This is a genomic window from Parabacteroides sp. CT06 (assembly GCF_002257605.1).
GTDB classification, from domain to species: Bacteria; Bacteroidota; Bacteroidia; order Bacteroidales; family Tannerellaceae; genus Parabacteroides; species Parabacteroides distasonis.
In genome coordinates, this window is the sequence record NZ_CP022754.1 from 1164434 (window position 1) to 1183383 (window position 18950).

Annotated in this window: 12 protein-coding genes; 3 read left to right on the forward strand and 9 right to left on the reverse strand. The window is 49.2% G+C overall.

What is annotated here, in order from left to right:
• Positions 1-8: 8 nt before the first annotated feature.
• Together gltB and CI960_RS05140 are read right to left on the reverse strand one after the other, a co-directional pair.
• The gene (gene gltB, locus CI960_RS05135) at positions 9-4526 is read right to left on the reverse strand and encodes a glutamate synthase large subunit (protein ID WP_005861947.1); all 4518 of its coding nucleotides are present in this window, start codon (positions 4524-4526) and stop codon (positions 9-11) included.
• Between the two features lie 261 nt (positions 4527-4787).
• A complete protein-coding gene (locus tag CI960_RS05140) occupies positions 4788-6059 on the reverse strand; it encodes a DUF3843 family protein (RefSeq protein ID WP_005861949.1) in 1272 nt (423 codons plus the stop codon).
• Between the two features lie 196 nt (positions 6060-6255).
• Here CI960_RS05140 and CI960_RS05145 point away from each other — a divergent pair, with 196 nt between their 5' ends.
• From CI960_RS05145 to CI960_RS05155, 3 genes are all read left to right on the forward strand, one after another.
• On the forward strand, positions 6256-9054 hold the full coding sequence (locus tag CI960_RS05145) for a TonB-dependent receptor (protein ID WP_005861952.1): 2799 nt from the start codon (positions 6256-6258) through the stop codon (positions 9052-9054).
• A gap of 44 nt (positions 9055-9098) precedes the next feature.
• The gene (locus tag CI960_RS05150) at positions 9099-10742 is read left to right on the forward strand and encodes an Ig-like domain-containing protein (RefSeq protein ID WP_005861954.1); all 1644 of its coding nucleotides are present in this window, start codon (positions 9099-9101) and stop codon (positions 10740-10742) included.
• Between the two features lie 102 nt (positions 10743-10844).
• Positions 10845-11315 carry a toxin-antitoxin system YwqK family antitoxin gene (locus CI960_RS05155; protein WP_005861956.1) on the forward strand — a complete coding sequence of 157 codons (471 nt, stop codon included), beginning with the start codon at positions 10845-10847 and terminating at the stop codon, positions 11313-11315.
• 175 nt (positions 11316-11490) lie between these two features.
• Here CI960_RS05155 and CI960_RS05160 read toward each other — a convergent pair whose 3' ends face one another.
• The 7 genes from CI960_RS05160 to CI960_RS05190 all read right to left on the reverse strand — a co-directional run bounded on the left by CI960_RS05160 (position 11491) and on the right by CI960_RS05190 (position 18949).
• The gene (locus CI960_RS05160) at positions 11491-11922 is read right to left on the reverse strand and encodes an RNA-binding S4 domain-containing protein (protein ID WP_005861957.1); all 432 of its coding nucleotides are present in this window, start codon (positions 11920-11922) and stop codon (positions 11491-11493) included.
• A 21-nt stretch (positions 11923-11943) separates the two neighbouring features.
• Positions 11944-12507 carry an aminoacyl-tRNA hydrolase gene (gene pth, locus CI960_RS05165; RefSeq protein ID WP_005861960.1) on the reverse strand — a complete coding sequence of 188 codons (564 nt, stop codon included), beginning with the start codon at positions 12505-12507 and terminating at the stop codon, positions 11944-11946.
• Positions 12508-12592: 85 nt separating this feature from the next.
• On the reverse strand, positions 12593-13177 hold the full coding sequence (locus tag CI960_RS05170) for a 50S ribosomal protein L25/general stress protein Ctc (RefSeq protein ID WP_005861962.1): 585 nt from the start codon (positions 13175-13177) through the stop codon (positions 12593-12595).
• Positions 13178-13313: 136 nt separating this feature from the next.
• Complete coding sequence (locus tag CI960_RS05175; RefSeq protein WP_005861964.1) at positions 13314-14105, reverse strand: SDR family oxidoreductase; 792 nt, start codon at positions 14103-14105, stop codon at positions 13314-13316.
• On the reverse strand, positions 14105-15328 hold the full coding sequence (locus tag CI960_RS05180; RefSeq protein ID WP_005861966.1) for an NADH:flavin oxidoreductase: 1224 nt from the start codon (positions 15326-15328) through the stop codon (positions 14105-14107). The genes CI960_RS05175 and CI960_RS05180 overlap by 1 nt, the downstream gene beginning before the upstream one ends.
• 36 nt (positions 15329-15364) lie before the next feature.
• A complete protein-coding gene (locus CI960_RS05185; protein ID WP_005861968.1) occupies positions 15365-15658 on the reverse strand; it encodes a PG0541 family transporter-associated protein in 294 nt (97 codons plus the stop codon).
• A 171-nt stretch (positions 15659-15829) separates the two neighbouring features.
• The gene (locus CI960_RS05190; RefSeq protein WP_005861971.1) at positions 15830-18949 is read right to left on the reverse strand and encodes an efflux RND transporter permease subunit; all 3120 of its coding nucleotides are present in this window, start codon (positions 18947-18949) and stop codon (positions 15830-15832) included.
• Position 18950: the final 1 nt, after the last annotated feature.

The following is an 18950-nucleotide window of genomic DNA, read 5'->3' on the forward strand; positions in this document are numbered from 1 at the left end:
GTAAATATTTAGTAGTCTTTCTGCATCTCCGCAATCTTGCGTTGGAGTTTGCGCATCTGTTCCTCTTGGAGTACTTTCTTGTATTCGATCGGGACGATCTGGATGAACTCATCCACGTACTTGTTCCAGTTATCGAGCATCAATCCGGCCAGATGGCTGCCGGTATGATGATAATGCTTGCGGATCAATTCATGAAGTTCCTTTCGTGAGGTGCTATCCTCGATCAAGGAAAGCTCTACCATTTCCATGTTACAATAGTAATCGAAATCACCATTCTTGTTCCACACATAAGCGACACCACCACTCATTCCGGCGGCGAAGTTCCGGCCTGTATTGCCTAAGACGACAACCCGGCCTCCGGTCATGTACTCGCAACAATGGTCGCCTACACCTTCCACGACAGCGATCGCCCCGGAGTTTCGCACGCAGAAACGCTCTCCGACCCGGCCGTTGATATAGACCTCACCACTGGTAGCCCCATATAATAAGGTATTACCGGCTATCGTATTGTCTTCCGCTATAAAGGTGGAGCGTACCGGAGGCATTAAGCAGATGTGTCCGCCACTCAATCCTTTTCCGAGATAGTCGTTCGCCTCGCCTTCCAACCGGAAATGTACGCCGTGAGCCAGAAAGGCCCCGAAGCTCTGGCCTGCCGCCCCCTTGAACTTGATATGCAGGGTGTTCTCCGGTAACCCGATGTTCCCGTACCGCTTGGCGATCTCTCCGGAAAGCATGGCTCCTACGGAACGATCGGTGTTGGCTATCGCATAATCCAACGATACTTCCTGTCCGGATTCGATGGCGGCCTTTGCGTGACGGATGATATCCACATCTTTCACGTTGTCGATCGCATGGAGTTGACGGGTGACTTGATGGATGGTCTGCGTGGCGGCTTGTTCCGGTAGATGGATCAAGCGGCTGAGATCCAATAGGTCATGTTTCTCGATATGATCGGAAGGTTTACGCATGAGTAAGTCCGTACGGCCAATGATATCGTCTAGTTTCGTATAGCCTAGCTCTGCCAGATATTCCCGAACTTCACGGGCGAGGAAGGTGAAGAAATTCACCAAATATTCGTGTCGACCATGAAAGCGTTTACGTAATTCCTCATCTTGGGTAGCGACACCTACCGGACACGTGTTCATATGGCATTTACGCATCATCACACAACCTAAAACGATCAAGGCGGAGGTGGCGAATCCAAACTCCTCGGCACCCAGCATCGCCATCAATACGATATCCCGTCCGGTTTTCAACTGTCCGTCTGTTTGCAAGCGGACTTGCCCCCGGAGGCCGTTCATCACGAGCGTCTGTTGAGTCTCGGATAGTCCTAGCTCAGGTGGGATTCCGGCGTAACGGATAGAGCTTATCGGGGAAGCCCCCGTTCCTCCTTCCGCCCCGGAGATCACGATCCGGTCCGCTTTTGCTTTGGCTACACCGGCGGCGATGGTTCCCACGCCACTCTCGGATACGAGTTTCACACTGATCTCGGCTTGAGGGTTCACGTTCTTCAGATCGAAGATCAATTGCGCCAAGTCCTCGATCGAGTAAATATCGTGGTGAGGTGGGGGAGAGATCAGAGAGATACATGGGATCGAGTGACGGGTTCTCGCTATGATATCGTTCACCTTATAGCCGGGAAGCTGTCCTCCTTCGCCCGGTTTCGCTCCTTGGGCGACCTTGATCTGGATCTCGTCGGCGTTTACCAGATATTCCGTGGTCACGCCGAAGCGTCCGGAGGCTACTTGCTTGATGGCGGAGCGGAGCGATAACCCGTCCTCACGGGGGATGAAACGAGCCGAGTCCTCACCACCCTCGCCCGTGTTACTGCGTCCGTGTATCTTGTTCATGGCTATAGCTATCGTCTCGTGCGCTTCCCGGCTGATAGAGCCGAAGCTCATCGCTCCCGTGACAAAGCGGCGCATGATCGCTTCTTCCGGCTCTACCTGCTCCAAGGGGATCGGGGTGCGTTGTTTGAAGGTCAGGAAGTCACGCAAGAATATGGGGCTTTCCTTCTCATCAACCACATGGGAATATTCCTTGAATTTCTTGTAGCTCCCCAAGCGGGTAGCCAGTTGAAGCATGGAAATGGTATCCGGGTTCCAAGCGTGTTTCTCGCCATCCTTGCGGAAGGAATAAATGCCTTTATGTTCCAATAAAGAATCCGTGGGGTGGGAGAATGTGTCATTGTGCATGGCGATCGCATCTGCCGCTATCTCTTCCAAGCGGATACCACCGATGTTGCTGGTGGTTCCCCCGAAGTAAGTATCTGCCAGATCCCGGCTTAGGCCGATCGCCTCGAAAAGCTTCGCTCCCCGGTAACTGCGGATCGTGCTGATCCCCATCTTGCTCATAATCTTGAATAAACCCTTGCAAATGGCTTTTACGTAATTCTTCTCGGCAGTCTCGTAATTCAATTGTATCTCTTGCCTGTCTACTAGATCATCCAAGATAGCGAAAGCCATATAGGGGTTGATGGCACTGGCCCCGTAGCCTAGTAAGAGGGCGGCGTGCATTACCTCACGCATCTCGCCGGTTTCCACTACCAGCGCTGTTTGCACCCTTTTCTGCACGGAGATCAGATGGTGATGCACGGCGCTTACCGCTAACAGGGAGGGGATCACCGCTTTTTTCTCATCTACGTTTCTATCGCTTAAAATGATGTAGTTAACGCCGTCGGTGACGGATTGCTCCGCTTGTTTACATAATTCGTCCAAGGCAGCTTTCAGTCCTGCGCATCCTTTCTCTGCGTTAAACAAAGTGGGGAGCTTAACACTTTTAAAGCCCTTATACCGGATGTTACACAGGAGATCCAGTTGCGTATTGGTCAAGATCGGATGGTTCAGCCGAACCATTTTACAGTGGCTCTCGGTTGGAACTAAGATATTGCTTCCCACCGCCCCGATATACTCGGTCAGGCTCATGACGAGTTCCTCGCGGATCGGGTCGATCGGCGGGTTGGTTACTTGGGCGAATTGTTGGCGGAAATAATTATAGAGGATTTGCGGACGGGCGGATAATATGGCCAGTGGCGTATCGTTGCCCATGGAGCCGACCGGTTCCGCCCCTCCCGTGCACATCGGTACGATGATACGTTCGATATCCTCACGGCTGTATCCGAACGTACGCAGTAGCTTGTCGTATCCCTCTACCTTATGAGGGATCTTACGGCCGGATTTCAACTCGTCCAATTCCACCCGGTTTTTCTCCAGCCAAGTACGGTAGGGCTGGGCGTTCGCCAGTTGTTCCTTCAGCTCGCTATCGTAATAAATCTCGCCTTTCTCGGTATCGATGAGTAAGATCTTTCCGGGTTGCAGACGGCCTTTTTCCTTGATCTCGTTAGGCTCGAAATCCATGACGCCGACTTCGGAGGCCACGACCATCATGTCATGTTTCGTGATCAGGTAACGGGCGGGGCGGAGACCGTTACGGTCTAGCATGCCTCCGGCGTAGCGTCCGTCGCTAAAGAGCAGGGCGGCAGGCCCGTCCCACGGTTCCATCAAGATGGAGTGATATTCGTAGAAAGCCTTTAGGTCTTCGGAGATCGGGTTCTTCTCGTTGAAACTCTCCGGTACCAGCATCGCCATGGCATGCGGCAGGCTCATCCCGGAGGCCACGAAGAATTCCAATACGTTATCCAGTGAGGCACTGTCACTCATGCCCGGCTGGATGATCGGGCGTATATCGTTGATATCCGGGATTCTGGGGGAGGAGAGTACGCTCTCCCGGGCCTCCATCCATCCCCGGTTGCCTCGTATCGTGTTGATTTCCCCGTTATGTGCCAGTAGGCGGAAAGGTTGCGCCAGACTCCAAGTGGGGAAGGTGTTGGTGCTGAAACGTGAGTGTACCAAGGCCAGTCCGCTAGTGAAATAAGGTTGCGTCAGGTCCGGAAAGTAATGGCGTAGCTGCATGGATTCCAGCATGCCTTTGTAAACGATGTTTTTGGTGGAAAGAGACGCTATATAGAAATCATCCTTGGCCGGAAGGTCGGTGGCCGATACCCTTTTCTCGACCCGCTTACGTATGAGGTATAGCTTTAGTTCCAGCTCTTGCTGATCGTTGCAGCCGATGATGAATATCTGCTTGATATCTGGTTCGGTCGCTTGTGCGTCCTTTCCCAAGATTTCCGTATGAACGGGAACTTTGCGTAAGTGCATCAAGGTTAATCCCTCTTTCTCGATCTCCTCGATGAGGATACTGAGGATACTCGCTTGCTGTTCCTCGTCTTTCGGGAGGAAGATTAGTCCGGTGCCATATTTGCCTTTCTCTGGAACCGGAATTCCTTGCAGGAGGATGAACTCATGCGGGATCTGTAATAGGATTCCCGCTCCGTCACCCGTTTTGTTATCGGCTCCCTCAGCGCCTCGATGCCTCATGTTCTCTAGTACCTTAAGGGCTGATTCGATGATGTCGTGCGATTTCTCGCCGTGGATATTTACTAACATTCCTACTCCACAAGCGTCATGTTCATAAGACGGGTCGTATAATCCTTGTCTGCTATTAAAATGATTCTTTTTTGTTTTCATTTGCTGACCTTATGTTTGTGTATAAATAATTATTGCGTCAATTTGTTTTACAAATATAGGTATTAATGACATAATGTGATTGCTTGCCGGGGCGAAAGAGCGGGAAAAAGATAAGAATATCTTGTCTGATGTTTCTATTTGTAATAATTTACTGGGTTTATTCTTTTTATTTGAAAGGTATTTGGTTTGTGGATTTACTAAATGAAAGATGAGCTAAAAAAGAAGCACCGTCACGTTTTGCGACAGTGCTTTCTATCTGTTTTATCTATTGGGATATTCTCGGATGAAATAGCGGGCTAGGAACTTCCAATTCTCTTGTATGATCGCCTTGCCACGTTCTGGGCTGATAAGGCTTTTCGTTTGCGCGTCGGCCAGCATGCCTCGCTTTACCAGCTCAGGCAGGAAGTAAACGCTGCAATGTTTCACGATGAAGAAAGAGAGCGCTTGCTTGGCGGCACGGTTAGCGTCGTAGAAGGGATTGTTCTCATCCTTGATCAGCTCCACGTCTCGGGTGATGACTTGGGCGCCTTCCTCGGGCGTGGCGTAGATCGCCAGTTTCTTGCCTTGCCAGTCTTCGGGAAGATGGAAGTTCTCGGCGGGGATAAGGCCGGAAGTCTCCGTGATAAATGTTTGTGCATCTTCGGTCTTGTCGAAATAGAGAAGCAGTTTGTCACCTGCGGCTTTGCGGAAAGTCTCGTATTGTTGGCGGTTTTCCTCCAGCATATCGTCGGGCAGGGTGGCTACAGACTCGTCGGCGGTGTTCTGAAATACCGCATGGTCGGGATGCTCGGCGGGCAATATCTTTGCCAGCCATTGCGGGGAGGTCAGACCTAGCAAGGAGGTCTTGCTGGTGTAGGCCATCATGCCGTGGCTGTTGACGAGCAGGTTGTTAAGCTGCTCTTGGTTGAGGTCGGGCTGCTCCTTCCAGCGGTCGTGGGCGAAGTCGCTCAGTTCCCGGGCCGACTCAGGCAGGATATAGGATTCGTAATGGAACCATTGCAATAGACGATCGTAATCCTCTTGCCGCTCGTAGCGGGTATCAAGGGCGAAAAGCTTGGCCATGCGGGTATTCTCCGGCGCCGTGGTCCACTCTTTGCAGAACAGGTCGTAGATAAGCATGCCGGTGGATTCGTTGGCAGGGTTGTCCGGACTGACAAAAGTGCCTTTACGATAGCCGTGATACTGCTGGGTATAATGCCAAAGGAGGAAACGCACGTCCTCAAGGTTCACCTCATCGTCGTAATAATGATCGTCCGGAGTGTAGAAGGGGAGGTATTTGCCGTATAGCTCCTTATGGGTAAGGATGAAGGCACGCCAAAGCCCCATGCCGGAGATCACGTCTTCGAAGTAGGCGGCCATGCGGATACAGATCTGCTTTGTTTCCTCGCCCTCGAAGGAGTTTACCAACTCGGTCTTCTCCATGATATCGTAGATACGGTTCGCTATTCCGGTATAATAGGAATCCACGGGAGTGCTTTGTTTATAGGGATGCAACTGCAACCAGTCTTTCGGGAAAATTTTAATGTTCTTCATGTTATTAAATGTCTTTATGCATTCAGGAGTGCAAATGTAGTAAAAATACGTTAGCTATGTCAAACGATAAGGAAAAGTTGCGGTCTTAAAAATGTAACATTTGTTGTCTTCATTGTTATTGGATCTAAACATCTTTGAAATACCGCCCCCGTACTTTTGCGTCGAAATCAAAGATGAAATAATAAGTAGTAAGATAATGGGAAAGAGTTTAAGGGGCAAAAGATTGAAAAGGTTAGGGCTTTTCTGGGTGGGAGTTTTCCTGTCATTCTCTCTATGGGCACAAACAGGGGTTATTTGCGGGACGGTTACGGACGCAAAGATAAAAGAACCGTTGATCGGCGCCTCGGTTGTGATCGAGGGGACTACGGTTGGCGCTATCACGGATATAGACGGTAATTTCCGTATCGAGAACGTGAAACCAGGTACTTATACGGTAGCCGCCTCTTACGTGTCGTACCAAACGCAAACGGTAAAGGATGTTCCGGTAGTCGCATGCCAAGAGGCGGTGTTGAATATCGAGCTTTCCGATGCTAACCTCCAATTACAGAATGTGGTCGTAGTGGCCCAACGGAAATTGGGAACCGAGATGGCCGTATTAAATACCGTACGCAAGAGCCTTCCGGTCGTGAATGGTATCTCCGCCCAGCAAATCAGTAAAACACAGGATAGCGATGCCGCCGAGGTACTACGCCGTATCCCGGGAATCACCATCGTGGACGACCGTTTCATCGTGGTCCGGGGTCTGGCGCAACGTTATAATAATGTATGGCTGAACAATGCCACGACCCCTTCCAGCGAGACGGACAGCCGTGCCTTCTCGTTCGATGTGCTTCCTTCTTCCTTGATCGATAACATGATGATCTACAAGAGTCCCTCGGCCGAGCTTCCGGCGGATTTCTCCGGCGGTTTCGTGCGGGTGATGACCAAGAATATCCCGGACGGGAACACCTTCAACGTATCCTACCAAATGGGCTTTAACACGAACGCCACCTTCCGTAACTTCCAGCTGACGGACGGCACGGCGAAGGACTACCTTGGATTCGGAGCGGACGTGAGAAACCTGCCTTCCTCTTTCCCCGCCCATTTAGGAGAACACTCCACGGATGAGGCGGCAGCCTTTACCCGCCAAATCAACCAACGTTGGGGGATCAACAAGTTCACCGCCATCCCCGACCAGAAGATTTCCCTTACCTCGCACCGCTCTTATGATGTGGGCGGCTGGAAGATCGGAAATATCACGAACTTGAACTGGAGTACCGAGTTCGATTACTCGGAGACGGTGAATAACAACTACATCGCCTACGACGTGAAGAACGACGTATCTCGTCCCCGCTTTGAGTACAACGATATCCGCTATAAAAATACCTCCAAGCTAGGGGCCCTCTTTAACTGGTCATTCCAACGGGATGGCAGTAAATATGAGCTTCGCAACTTTTTCAGCCAGCGTGGCGTTTCCGCTCTGACACAAAGGGAAGGAATGAACTATTATTCCGACAAGGATATCCGTAAATGGGAATCCCTCTATACCGGGCGTACCACTTACTCTGGGCAGATCAGCGGTGTGCATACCTTGCGAGAAAATGTCAACAAGGTGGATTGGACGGTGGGCTATGCCTTCGCCTCCTACCGTGAGCCGGATCGTAAGATCGTGAACTCCATCCTTGACGAGAACCGTACGGAACAGCCGAACTACTATGTCTCTGACCCGATGCGTTATTACCAAGAATTGAAGGATCACAGCGCCTCGCTAGCCGCCAACTACGAACATAAATTCACCGTATCCGATAGGTTCGCTCCTGTTCTCAATGGAGGTGTCTACGGTGAATATAAGAGCCGTACCTTCGCTGCCCGTCGCTTTGGCTACAACCTGTTGGGTAGCGGCTACGACCGGTATGCGGACTGGGATTATACGGAGTTGTTCGCCGACGAAAATATCTCGGCGGATAAGATATGGATGCGTGAGACAACTACGAACAGTGACTCTTATACTTCCGAGAACATGTTGGGAGCCGCCTATGTCTCCGCTAAATTGAACTATGGGGAGGTGCTGAACGCTAATATCGGTGTTCGCATGGAATACTACCAATTGAAGATGGACGGATATAGCTCGGACGGTACTACTCCGGTACACTTGGATAATAAGACGACGGATTTCTTCCCTTCAGTTAATGTTGCCTACAACCTCTCACAAAAACATTTGGTCCGCGCCGCTTACGGTCGCTCGGTCAACCGTCCGGAGTTCCGAGAGGTAGTGCCTTACGTGTACTTCAACTTCGAGCGAGACGCAAACATCGTGGGTAATACGGAGTTGAAGAACGCTTACGCTGACAATATCGATCTTCGTTATGAGTTCTATCCCGCCGCGGGCGAGATGATCACGATCGGCGGTTTCTACAAGCACTTCAAGGATCCTATCGAGGAGACGTACAACGAGGCTGGTTCCGGCCTGCAATATACCTATCATAACGCGAAGAACGCCGAGACCTTCGGCGTAGAGTTGGACGTTAAAAAGAACCTCGACTTTATAGGGCTGCGAGGCTTGAGCTTTGTGTGCAACGCCGCATATATCTATAGCCGTGTCCGTTTCGAGGAAGGGGCACCGGAGCGGGATCGCCCTTTGGCAGGGCAATCCCCCTACTTGGTTAATGCCGGTTTTTTCTACCAGTACGATGACAAGGGGATTTCCGCCTCCCTGCTCTATAACCGGATCGGGAAGCGTATTGAGTCGGTCGGTGTCCCGATGCAGAACCAGGACGAGGATATCCCTGATATATATGAGATGCCCCGCAACTCGTTGGATCTTACTTTCTCGAAGAAGATTGGCAAGATTGTCGAGATCAAGGCGGGAATCCAGGATATATTGAACTCCAAGGTCGAGTACAAGCAGTTCGTGAAACTGACAGACGACAAAGGCGGCAAGAGCGAGCGTGAGCAACTGATCCGCAGCTATCGCCCGGGAGTGGATATCAATATCGGTGTTTCCCTTAGGTTTTGATGTTTAATTGAATATATATATATTACAAACAAAATGTTTTTATTATGAACAGATTTCTCTTAAAAGGTTTGGCCTCTGTGTTAACGATGGCCGTTATGTTTGGGACTGTATCGTGTAGTGATGACGATGATAAACCTGATGGCTCCGTAGCCGTATCGGCTGTGGCAGTCAGTCCTACTACCGCTACTATCAAGGTGGGCGAATCCACTACCTTGTCCGCGACTATTACTCCAAGTGACGCTACGGATAAAACGGTTACATGGAGTACTTCCGATGAAAAGGTAGCGACTGTTGATGCCGGTAAGGTAACAGCCGTGGCCGAAGGTTCCGCTACGATTACTGTAACTACGAAGGATGGCGGTAAAACGGCTACTTGTACCGTGACTGTCTCTAATGATGCTCCGTCTTCCAAAGAGGTGATATTGGAAGGAAATATCACGGCTGATCTAACGATCAACGCTGCCGACAAGAACTTCATGAAAGGCTTCGTATACGTGAAATCAGGCGCTACATTGACTATTGAGGCTGGTTCTGTTATCAAAGGTGTGTCCGTTAGTCCGGGCGAGAAAGCCGCTTCCTTGATTATCGAGCCGGGCGCTAAGATCATCGCCGAAGGTACTGTTGACAAACCGATCGTCTTTACGTCCGATAAAGAGCCGGGTAAACGTTTGACAGGTGACTGGGGCGGTCTGATTATTTGTGGTAACGCTCGTGTGAATCGTACCAATCAACCAACTATCGAAGGAGGACCTGGTACATTATATGGAAATACGACCTCCGATGAGTTTAATGCGGAAAGTTCCGGTAAATTGAAATACGTTCGTATCGAGTTCGCCGGTTATCCTTTGGAGCCAGACAAGGAAATCAATGGCTTAACCTTCGGCGGCGTTGGTAGCGGCACAGAAGTGGAGTTCGTTCAGGTTTCATTTTCGAACGATGATTCTTACGAATGGTTCGGTGGAACGGTAAATGCCAAACACTTGATCGCTTACAAAGGCTGGGATGATGATTTCGATACAGACTTCGGTTATACGGGTAAACTGCAATTCTTGTTGAGCGTACGTGATAAGAATATCGCTGATACTTCAGACTCTAACGGTTTTGAATCTGATAACGACGGTGACGGTTCTTCCAACACTCCGCTTACCAAGCCGGTCTTCTCCAACGTAACCTTGATAGGTCCTTTCTATGGCAAGGTATCCGATAAGACACAGGCTGAGGTGGAAGCCAAGACAGCCGACGCTGCTAACGGTGCCAAGGGTGGTAAATTCCAGGCAGCCATGCACCTGCGTCGTAATACCAGCTTGAATGTTTACAACTCCGTATTCACCGGCTGGCCTTACGGACTTCGTGCTACTGATAAGAAAGGTACGGCAAACGATGGCATCGCCATCAAGAATGTGATCTTTGCTGGTATGTGGAAGAACTTCTATGAGGATGATAAGGTAAGTGAGAACTTCTTCAATCTTGCCGGTAGCAACACGACTCTGGCAACGACCAACGAGATTATCTCTAAAGATGGTGATTACTCTTCTGTCGTAGCTTCAGCTGTGCAAGGCGCTGAATTTGTCGATGAGGTATTGAACAACAGCTTCTTCGAAAAAGTAACTTACAAAGGTGCTTTCGACGGAAAGAATGACTGGACTGCCGGTTGGACTAATTGGGATCCTCAAAATACCGAATATTAATCAAGCTTGGCATTGAATAGGTTGTGAATTTGTTAAAGGCACTGAGGTATCCGGAAAGATCCCTCGGTGTCTTTTTATGTATAATTTAGATAAGAATGTATCATGAATAAAAAGCTATTGTTACTTTCCGCTTTTTTGGCGGGAGCCTCTTGGACCGTGCTGGCGCAAGACTTGGTATTGAGCGAGGGACAGTATTATACCGATGAGACACAAACCACCCCGTATACGGGCCGCTATACGGAATTCTATGAGGATGGCATGCTCAAGATGGAGCTGTACCTGAAGGATGGCCGTCCCGAGGGAACCTATGTGATCTATTATCCGGATGGCAAGATCGCCGAGGTGCGTTCCTACTATCACGGGATCTTCCATGGTGAATGGCGCACGTATAGCGATAACGGCCAGCTGATCGGCCTGGCTTCTTATAAGGAAGGGCAAAAGGACGGCCCTTGGCGTATCTGGAGCGATAAGGGAAATTTGTTGTATGAGATGTTCTATACGGCAGGGAAGAAATCTGGTGTCTGGCGTAGCTGGGATGAGGAGGGGAATCTGCTTTCCGAGGAGAATCAATAGGAATAATTGCCGTTTACATACCGTTGTAACGACATTTACCTCTAATGGTAAATGTTTTTTCCTCTAGAGGTAAATGTCGTTACATCAGTATGTAAACAGTTTTACCTCTAGGTGAAAATACTTTTACTTCTTGATGAAAATATTGGTAAATGTAATTGGGTGGAAATCAGCATGCTTACTCCTCATCCTCTTCTCCAAAGTCGAACTCGAAATCGAATCCGTCATCCATGAATTCCGGCTCAGTGAATTGCTCCAGTTCACGACGGTCTTTCTTGGTAGGACGTCCGAGACCTTTCGCACGGTTCACGAAACCGGAGATACGGTTCATCTCCAGAATCTCATACTGATCCGGGGTTGTCACGTTCTCCAAGTAATTCGGGACGAGCTTCGCGCCCACACGATTCTCGATCAATCCGATTACCTTAAAAGAGAAGGTGATCGGCGGTTTACGCACTTGGATCACATCGCCAACCTTGATCATGCGGGAAGGTTTGATCGTTACTCCACCTATCATGATACGCCCTTTCTTGCAAGCTTCCGCGGCTATCGTGCGGGTCTTAAAGATACGGGTCGCCCACATCCATTTATCGATACGTACCTCGTTCATATCTGTATTCTCAGTCTCTTTTTATTTATTATTAAATTGATTCATCGTAATCTGGATGCCGGCGAGGCAGAAGCTCTTGATGATCTCTGTCGCACGATCCAATATCTCTGGCATCAATTGCAATTCCTCCGGGGGAAATTTCCCTAGCACGTAATCGATCTGTCCGCCCCGTGGAAAATCGCTGCCTATGCCGAAACGAAGGCGGGAATATTCCTGCGTATTCAATAACTGGGCGATATTCTTCAACCCGTTATGCCCGGCGTCGCTACCCTTTGGTTTCAGACGTAAGGTTCCGAATGGCAATGCCAGATCATCTACGACAATCAATAGATTTTCCACGGGAATGTTCTCTTTTTGTAACCAGTACCGAACGGCGTTGCCGCTGAGGTTCATAAAAGTATTCGGCTTTAGCACGATCAAGTCACAGTTTTTCACCCGTATGCGTGCGATTGCCCCGTATCGCTCCTCAGTGAAATTGCCTCCTACGCTCTCTACCAGATGGTTGACAACCCGGAAACCTATATTATGACGGGTTCCCCAATATTCGGAACCGATATTACCAAGTCCTGTTATCAAATATTTCATTATCCTCGAATCTATAAAAGAAAGGGGAAGAACATTCTATGAATATCCTCCCCTTCATGTATTGTAATAATGTTTTTACCTCAGATTATCCTTTAGCCTGAGCACCACGAGCGGCACGAGTCAATTGAACGGCGCAAACAACAGCGTTTTTAGCGTTCATCAATTCAAGACCTTCGAAGTGCAAAGCACCTACCTGCATAGTCTTACCTAAGCCAAGGTGATCTACATTAATCGTCAACTTTTCAGGGATTTGATCGTATATAGCTTTCACTTTCAGTTTTCTCATTTGAAGAGACAACTTACCACCGGCTTTAACACCTTCTGCGTGACCTTCCAAAACAACCGGAACTTCCATTACTACGGCTTTGTCCTTAGATACTTCCAAGAAGTCCATGTGAAGGATTTCGTCAGTTACAGGTTGAAACTGCATGTCCTTAACGATTGCCATCGTCTTGTTACCGTCAATGCTTAACTCAACAACGAAAATCTCCGGAGTGTAAACCAACTTACGAACGGCTTCTTTTGTAACCGTGAAGTGAGTTACTTTTTCGCCACCGTATAATACAGCAGGAATTTCATTGTTCTTACGCATTGCTTTCAAGGCTCTTTTCTGATCAGCGGAACGAGCGACGATCTCTCTTCCTTTTCCTTCTAACTCAAATGTCTTCATTTTCTTTAATTTTTGTGTTACTCAAAATTAGTTATTTTGCTTCCTAATTTCCCATCACACGGTACGGGGCTAAAAAGCGGTGCAAAGATACGATTTTTGTTTGATGTGACAAATATTTCGCATGTTATTTGTCGGATTATCGATCTAGCTTCACTAATTTCGTGGTTCGCATGATCCAACGGACAAGGCCGTGGGGGAGGAGCATTACGAGGGGTGTGCATATTTTGTTGAAGAGACCCGGTAATAGGGAAGCCCGGTGGTGAAACAAGGCATTAATCCCTTTTTTAGCCAGTTTTTCCGGACGCATCATGATACCTAGGCGGATCGCTAAGGTCTTTAAGTTGTCGCTTAGGTTATATAAATTCGTGGCGACGGCGCCGGGACAAAGTACGGTTACGCTTACTCCATAATCCAGTAACTCTGAACGCAAGCCCCGGGAGAAACTTTTCAAGTATCGCTTGGTGGAAGCGTACAGCGTAATTCCCGGATAAGGTAGCCAACAAGATAGGGATGACATATTGAGGATATATCCATGACGCCGTTTCTTCATCTCTTGCCCAAAATAATAACAGAGCTGGGTAGGAGTAGTCACGTGGAGGTAGAGCATTTTCTCGACGATGTTGGCCTTAGCTTGTAAGGTCTCGCAGAAAAAAAACATACCGGCGTTATTGACCAATACCTCTATTGGGATGTTTTTCTCTTGGCAAGTATCATATAGCTCCTTGGCCGCCCCGGGGATCGCCAAATCACGATAAAGCGGCAAAACTTCTATACCATATTTCTCGGAGAGAAACTCACCTTTCTCCCGGATCGCCTGTTCCTCATTGCTGACGATCACTAACTGATAGCCTCGTGAGGCTAGTTCCTCGGCATAGGCGAGACCTATTCCGGAACTGGCCCCCGTGACTAAAGCCCATTTCTTTTCCATTATTTATATTCAAGCCTTTTGATTTCACGTACGATACATTCCGGAAGACCTTTCACGTTCTTATGACAGACCATATCCTCGCTATACATACGGGCGATACAATAGTTACTATGCCCACAATCGCAACGGGCGTGCTCGTCTTCTTTCATACGGTTGACGAAGCCCGGCTCGTTCACCAAGGCACGTGCCATGGCCACAAACTCGAACCCGTCGTTCAGTACCTCCTCGATCTTGTCTCTGGAGACCAATCCTCCTACGTAAATAAGAGGTAAATGTAAGGCTTTGCGGAATTTCAACGCATCTTCAAGGAAGTAAGCCTCCTTAAACGGTTCCGAGGGAATCATATATTTACCCACCATGCGGATTCCAATCGGTAGATAGCCCCTAGGCATATAATACGCCATCGTACGGATCGGCATTTCTCCCCGCATTACATACATGGGGGCACGGCTCACGAATCCGCCGCTTAGTACTAAGGCATGCGCTCCGCATTGGTCTTGGAGTGTACGGGCTACTTCTAGGCATTCGTCTATTTCAAGTCCTCCCTTGAACCCGTCCCGCATATTGGTCTTTACGGTTACGGCCATGTCGGAACCTGCTGCTTTCATCACCTCTTCCATACACATTCTCATGAAGCGCATACGGTTCTCAAGGCTTCCTCCATATTCGTCTTTCCGGTGGTTGGTGTACGGGGAAAGGAATTGGCTGATCAGATAACCATGCCCGGCATGGATCTCGACAGCGTCCATACCTGCCTCACGTGCCAATCGTACGGCCTCACCGTAGGCACGAGCCATGGAAGCGATCTCGGATTGTCTCATACCTCGTACGATCGTGGGAGAGTAGAGGTTGAACCCGCTGGACGCTGAGATAGGCGTGCATCCGCAAATCCGCTTATGCGACATATTACCGCAATGGCCTAACTGGATGGAAGCGGCGGCTCCCTCTTTATGGATAGCGTCGGTGAGCTTGCGGAGGCCGGGAATAATATCCGGACGCATCCACAGCTGACGCTCGAACGACAAGCCGCTTTGCGTCACGGCGGCATAAGCTATGTTCGTCATGCCGATCCCTCCGGCGGCTACGGATGTATGATAGTTGAATAACTGCTCCGAGGGAGCGTTTCCCGGGCACATACTCTCGAATGCGGCGGCCCGGATCGTGCGGTTCCTAAGTGTTAGCGGACCGATCTTACCGGGTGTAAACAGGATTGATTTGTCCATATCAATAGATTAATATAGTTGTTCCGAAAAATTAAGTTAGATAGTTTTCTCTATATTCCAGACGAAGGCCCGAAGCCCTTGCGCTTCCGTTTCCTTGTCTAAGTTGTGTAGGATTTCCAGAAAATGATCGACCTTCTCGTCTTCTACCATCGTAAGGATAGCTGAGTTCAAGGTAGGCCAAGCGTGATTGCCGTAATGTGGCTCGCCTGTTTTACTTCCCCGTCCTTGCACGACATCCCAATAGGTAAAACCTTTAAGGTTATTACGGTCCATGATATTGACGATGGTCTCGTAATACGCTTGATTGAAAGATATAAATATCGCTTTCATATAGTTGCTTTTTTATGAGATCGCATACCCGTAGGGAGGCTTTTCTTGCGATGGGCATTCAAGCCTGTTTATAATGGGCATCGTAAGCACCTTACAATGGGCATTGTCACGACCTAACAATGCCCATCGAGGTTTGCTTGGCCTCGGCTTCCCTATGGTACGCAAAGATAATTAATTATTTCGTAATGCCTTTCTTATTTTGCGGCGTCTTCGTTTTACGCCGTTGGCGGCGAATACGGCATAGACCGTCGGAACAATAATCAAGGTAATCAAGGTGGATACGGAAAGACCCCAAGCCACGGTCATACCCATCGAGCGCCACATCTCGGAACCCTCGCCGGTTCCCACCGCCATCGGGATCATACCCAAAACGGTCGTCAATGTTGTCATCAATACCGGGCGAAGACGGGATTTTCCGGCAGTCACTACCGATGTGATAATACCCATGCCACGTTCCCGACATAAGATCGTATAGTCGATCAGCACGATACCGTTTTTAACCACGATACCCATCAACATGATCACGCCGATCAAAGCCATAACGCCCAATGGTGTCTGCGTGACCGCCAATCCCAATACGATACCTGTAAAGGCGAACGGGATAGAGAACATGATCACGAACGGGTCTACCAACGACTCGAACTGGGCAGCCATCACGATGAATACCAAGATGATGATCAATACCATCAAGATACCCAAATCGGTAAATGTATCCTGCTGATCTTCGAATGTTCCACCCAACTGCCAACTTACGTCGGATGGGATATCCATTTGTTTCAACTCGTTCCGGGCGGCGGCAACCAAGTCGCTCAATGCCGCTCCCTTACCCGCTACGGCAGATACGGTGATCACACGCTCACGGTCTTTACGCTCGATGGTCGGGGGAGTCATACGTTCCACTACCTTGCCTAAATCACGGATGCGGATGCCTTTGCCCTCATTGTTATAGATCAAAATATTCTCAAGATCCTCTACGGACTCACGGAACTCTGGGGCGTAACGTACCTTGATATCATACTCATCTCCATCCTCACGATATTTTGAAGCGGTGGAACCATTTACACGGTTTCGGAGATACATAGAGGCGGTTGTTACGTTCAGCCCGTTGATGGCCAGTTTCTCCCGGTCGAAGTCGATCTGGTATTCCGGGATATAATCCTCACGGCTGATATTTACTTGCGAGCATCCTTTTACATTTCTCATACGACGGGCGATCTCATTCGCCACGGCATCCGTCTGGGCGAAATCAAAACCATAGATCTCGATGTTAACCGAGGTCTCTCCACCCATAGAACCTTCCTGCCCTCCGGCGAGTACCTCGAATTTCTTGATCTCGCTGTATTGGGCTAAGTCCTGCCGCATCAACTCGCAAATCTCGGTAAGACCTCTCTCACGGTCGCCCACGCTAGTTAGGTTTATATTGAACTCGATAATATGCGTACCGTTATTGCTTAGCTGGGCGAAGGTATTATCCGTATCCGCCGTACCTTCCGTGAAGTTACTGATTAGGATCTCCGGATATTTCTCACGGAACTTCTTGTCGATGTCGAGAGCTAACTCACGGGTAATATCCTGCCGTGTACCGATCGGCAACTCAATCGTTATGCCGATGCGTGCGTTATCTTGTGTCGGGAAAAATTCCGTCTTGATAACCGGGATCAGCATCATACTGCCGATGAAGATCAGCGTAGCGCCTACGATCACCGTTTTCCGGTGGCGTACGGCCCAGTTCAAGAAGCGTCCGTAACCGCGATCCAAAGCGTTCAATCCCTTTTCGATAGGCGTGAAGAACATCCGGTACAATTTACCCTTCTCCGGTTGCTGGCGTAATAACTGTGAGCAAAGCATCGGGGTCAATGTCAAGGCGCCTACCGTAGAAACGATCATGATGATACTAACGATCCATCCCAACTGCTTAAATAAGATACCCGCCATACCCGTAACCATCGTCAACGGCAAGAACACCGCTAACATCGTAAGGGTGGAGGCGATAACCGAGATAGCCACCTCGTTCGTGGCGTGTACAGCGGCCTGTTTCGGCTGGCTACCCCGCTCGATATGGGTCGTTACGTTCTCCAATACCACGATAGCGTCGTCCACCACCATACCGATAGCGATAGAAAGTGAGCTCAATGAGATAATGTTTAACGTATTGCCCGAGGCCAGCAAATAAGCGAAAGAAGCGATCAAGGAGATCGGGATGGTTAAGATAATGATAAACGTAGCCCTCCAGCGTCCCAAGAACACGAATACCACCAACATAACGATGATAAAGGTAATCATGATCGTCTCTTTCAAGCTATCGATCGTATTCAAGATATTCGTGGAAGTATCCATGATTACGTCCAGCTTCACGTCTGAGGGTAAGCTAGCCTGTATCTCCGGAAGTTTCTGGTGTACCTTCTTGGCGATGTTCACCGAGTTCGCTCCGGACTGTTTCTGTATGACGATCATACCACCTTTCGTGCCGTTGTTGAACGTTTCTTGCGCACGTTCCTCGATACTGTCCTCTACACGGGCCACGTCACGCAGATATACGTTCTTTCCGTTCTGGCTACCGATCACTAGGTCTAGCATCTGCTTAGCGTCCGTGAATTCTCCTTGAACACGCAAGGAGTAGGTATTAGAACCGATATCTACGCTACCTCCCGGTGTATTCCGGTTCTCTTGCGCGATGATGGTAGAGATACCTTCGATGGTCTGGCCGTAAGCCTCCAACTTGTACGGGTCGCAATACACTTGCAACTCACGGATCGGCGTACCGGAGATAGACACGGCACCCACGCCACTGATACGGGCCAATGGGTTGGATACCTTATCGTCCAAGATCTTGTAAAGAGCGTTCGTGCTCTCCTCCGCGGTCACGGAAAGGATCAAGATAGGGATATCGTCCGTACCGAACTTGAAGATGATCGGATTCTCTACGTCATCGGGTAGGGAAGACTCTACCATGTCCAGTTTGTCGCGGACATCGTTTGTGGCGACATCGATATCGATGCCATAATTAAATTCCAACGTTACGATCGATATATTCTCACGGGATTGCGACGTGATATGCTTCAAGTCGCTTACGCTATTCAACACGTTTTCCAAGGGCTTCGAAACATTCATCTCGATATCCGAAGCGCTGGCGCCGGGATAGGCCGTCATCACCATGATGGTGTTCGTCTCTATCTCCGGAAGCAAGTCCACTGATAACCTGCTTAAGGAAAAAAGTCCGAAGATCACGATCGCCACAAATACAAGGGCGGTCGATACGGGCTTTCTTACCGCTGTTCCATATAAACTCATA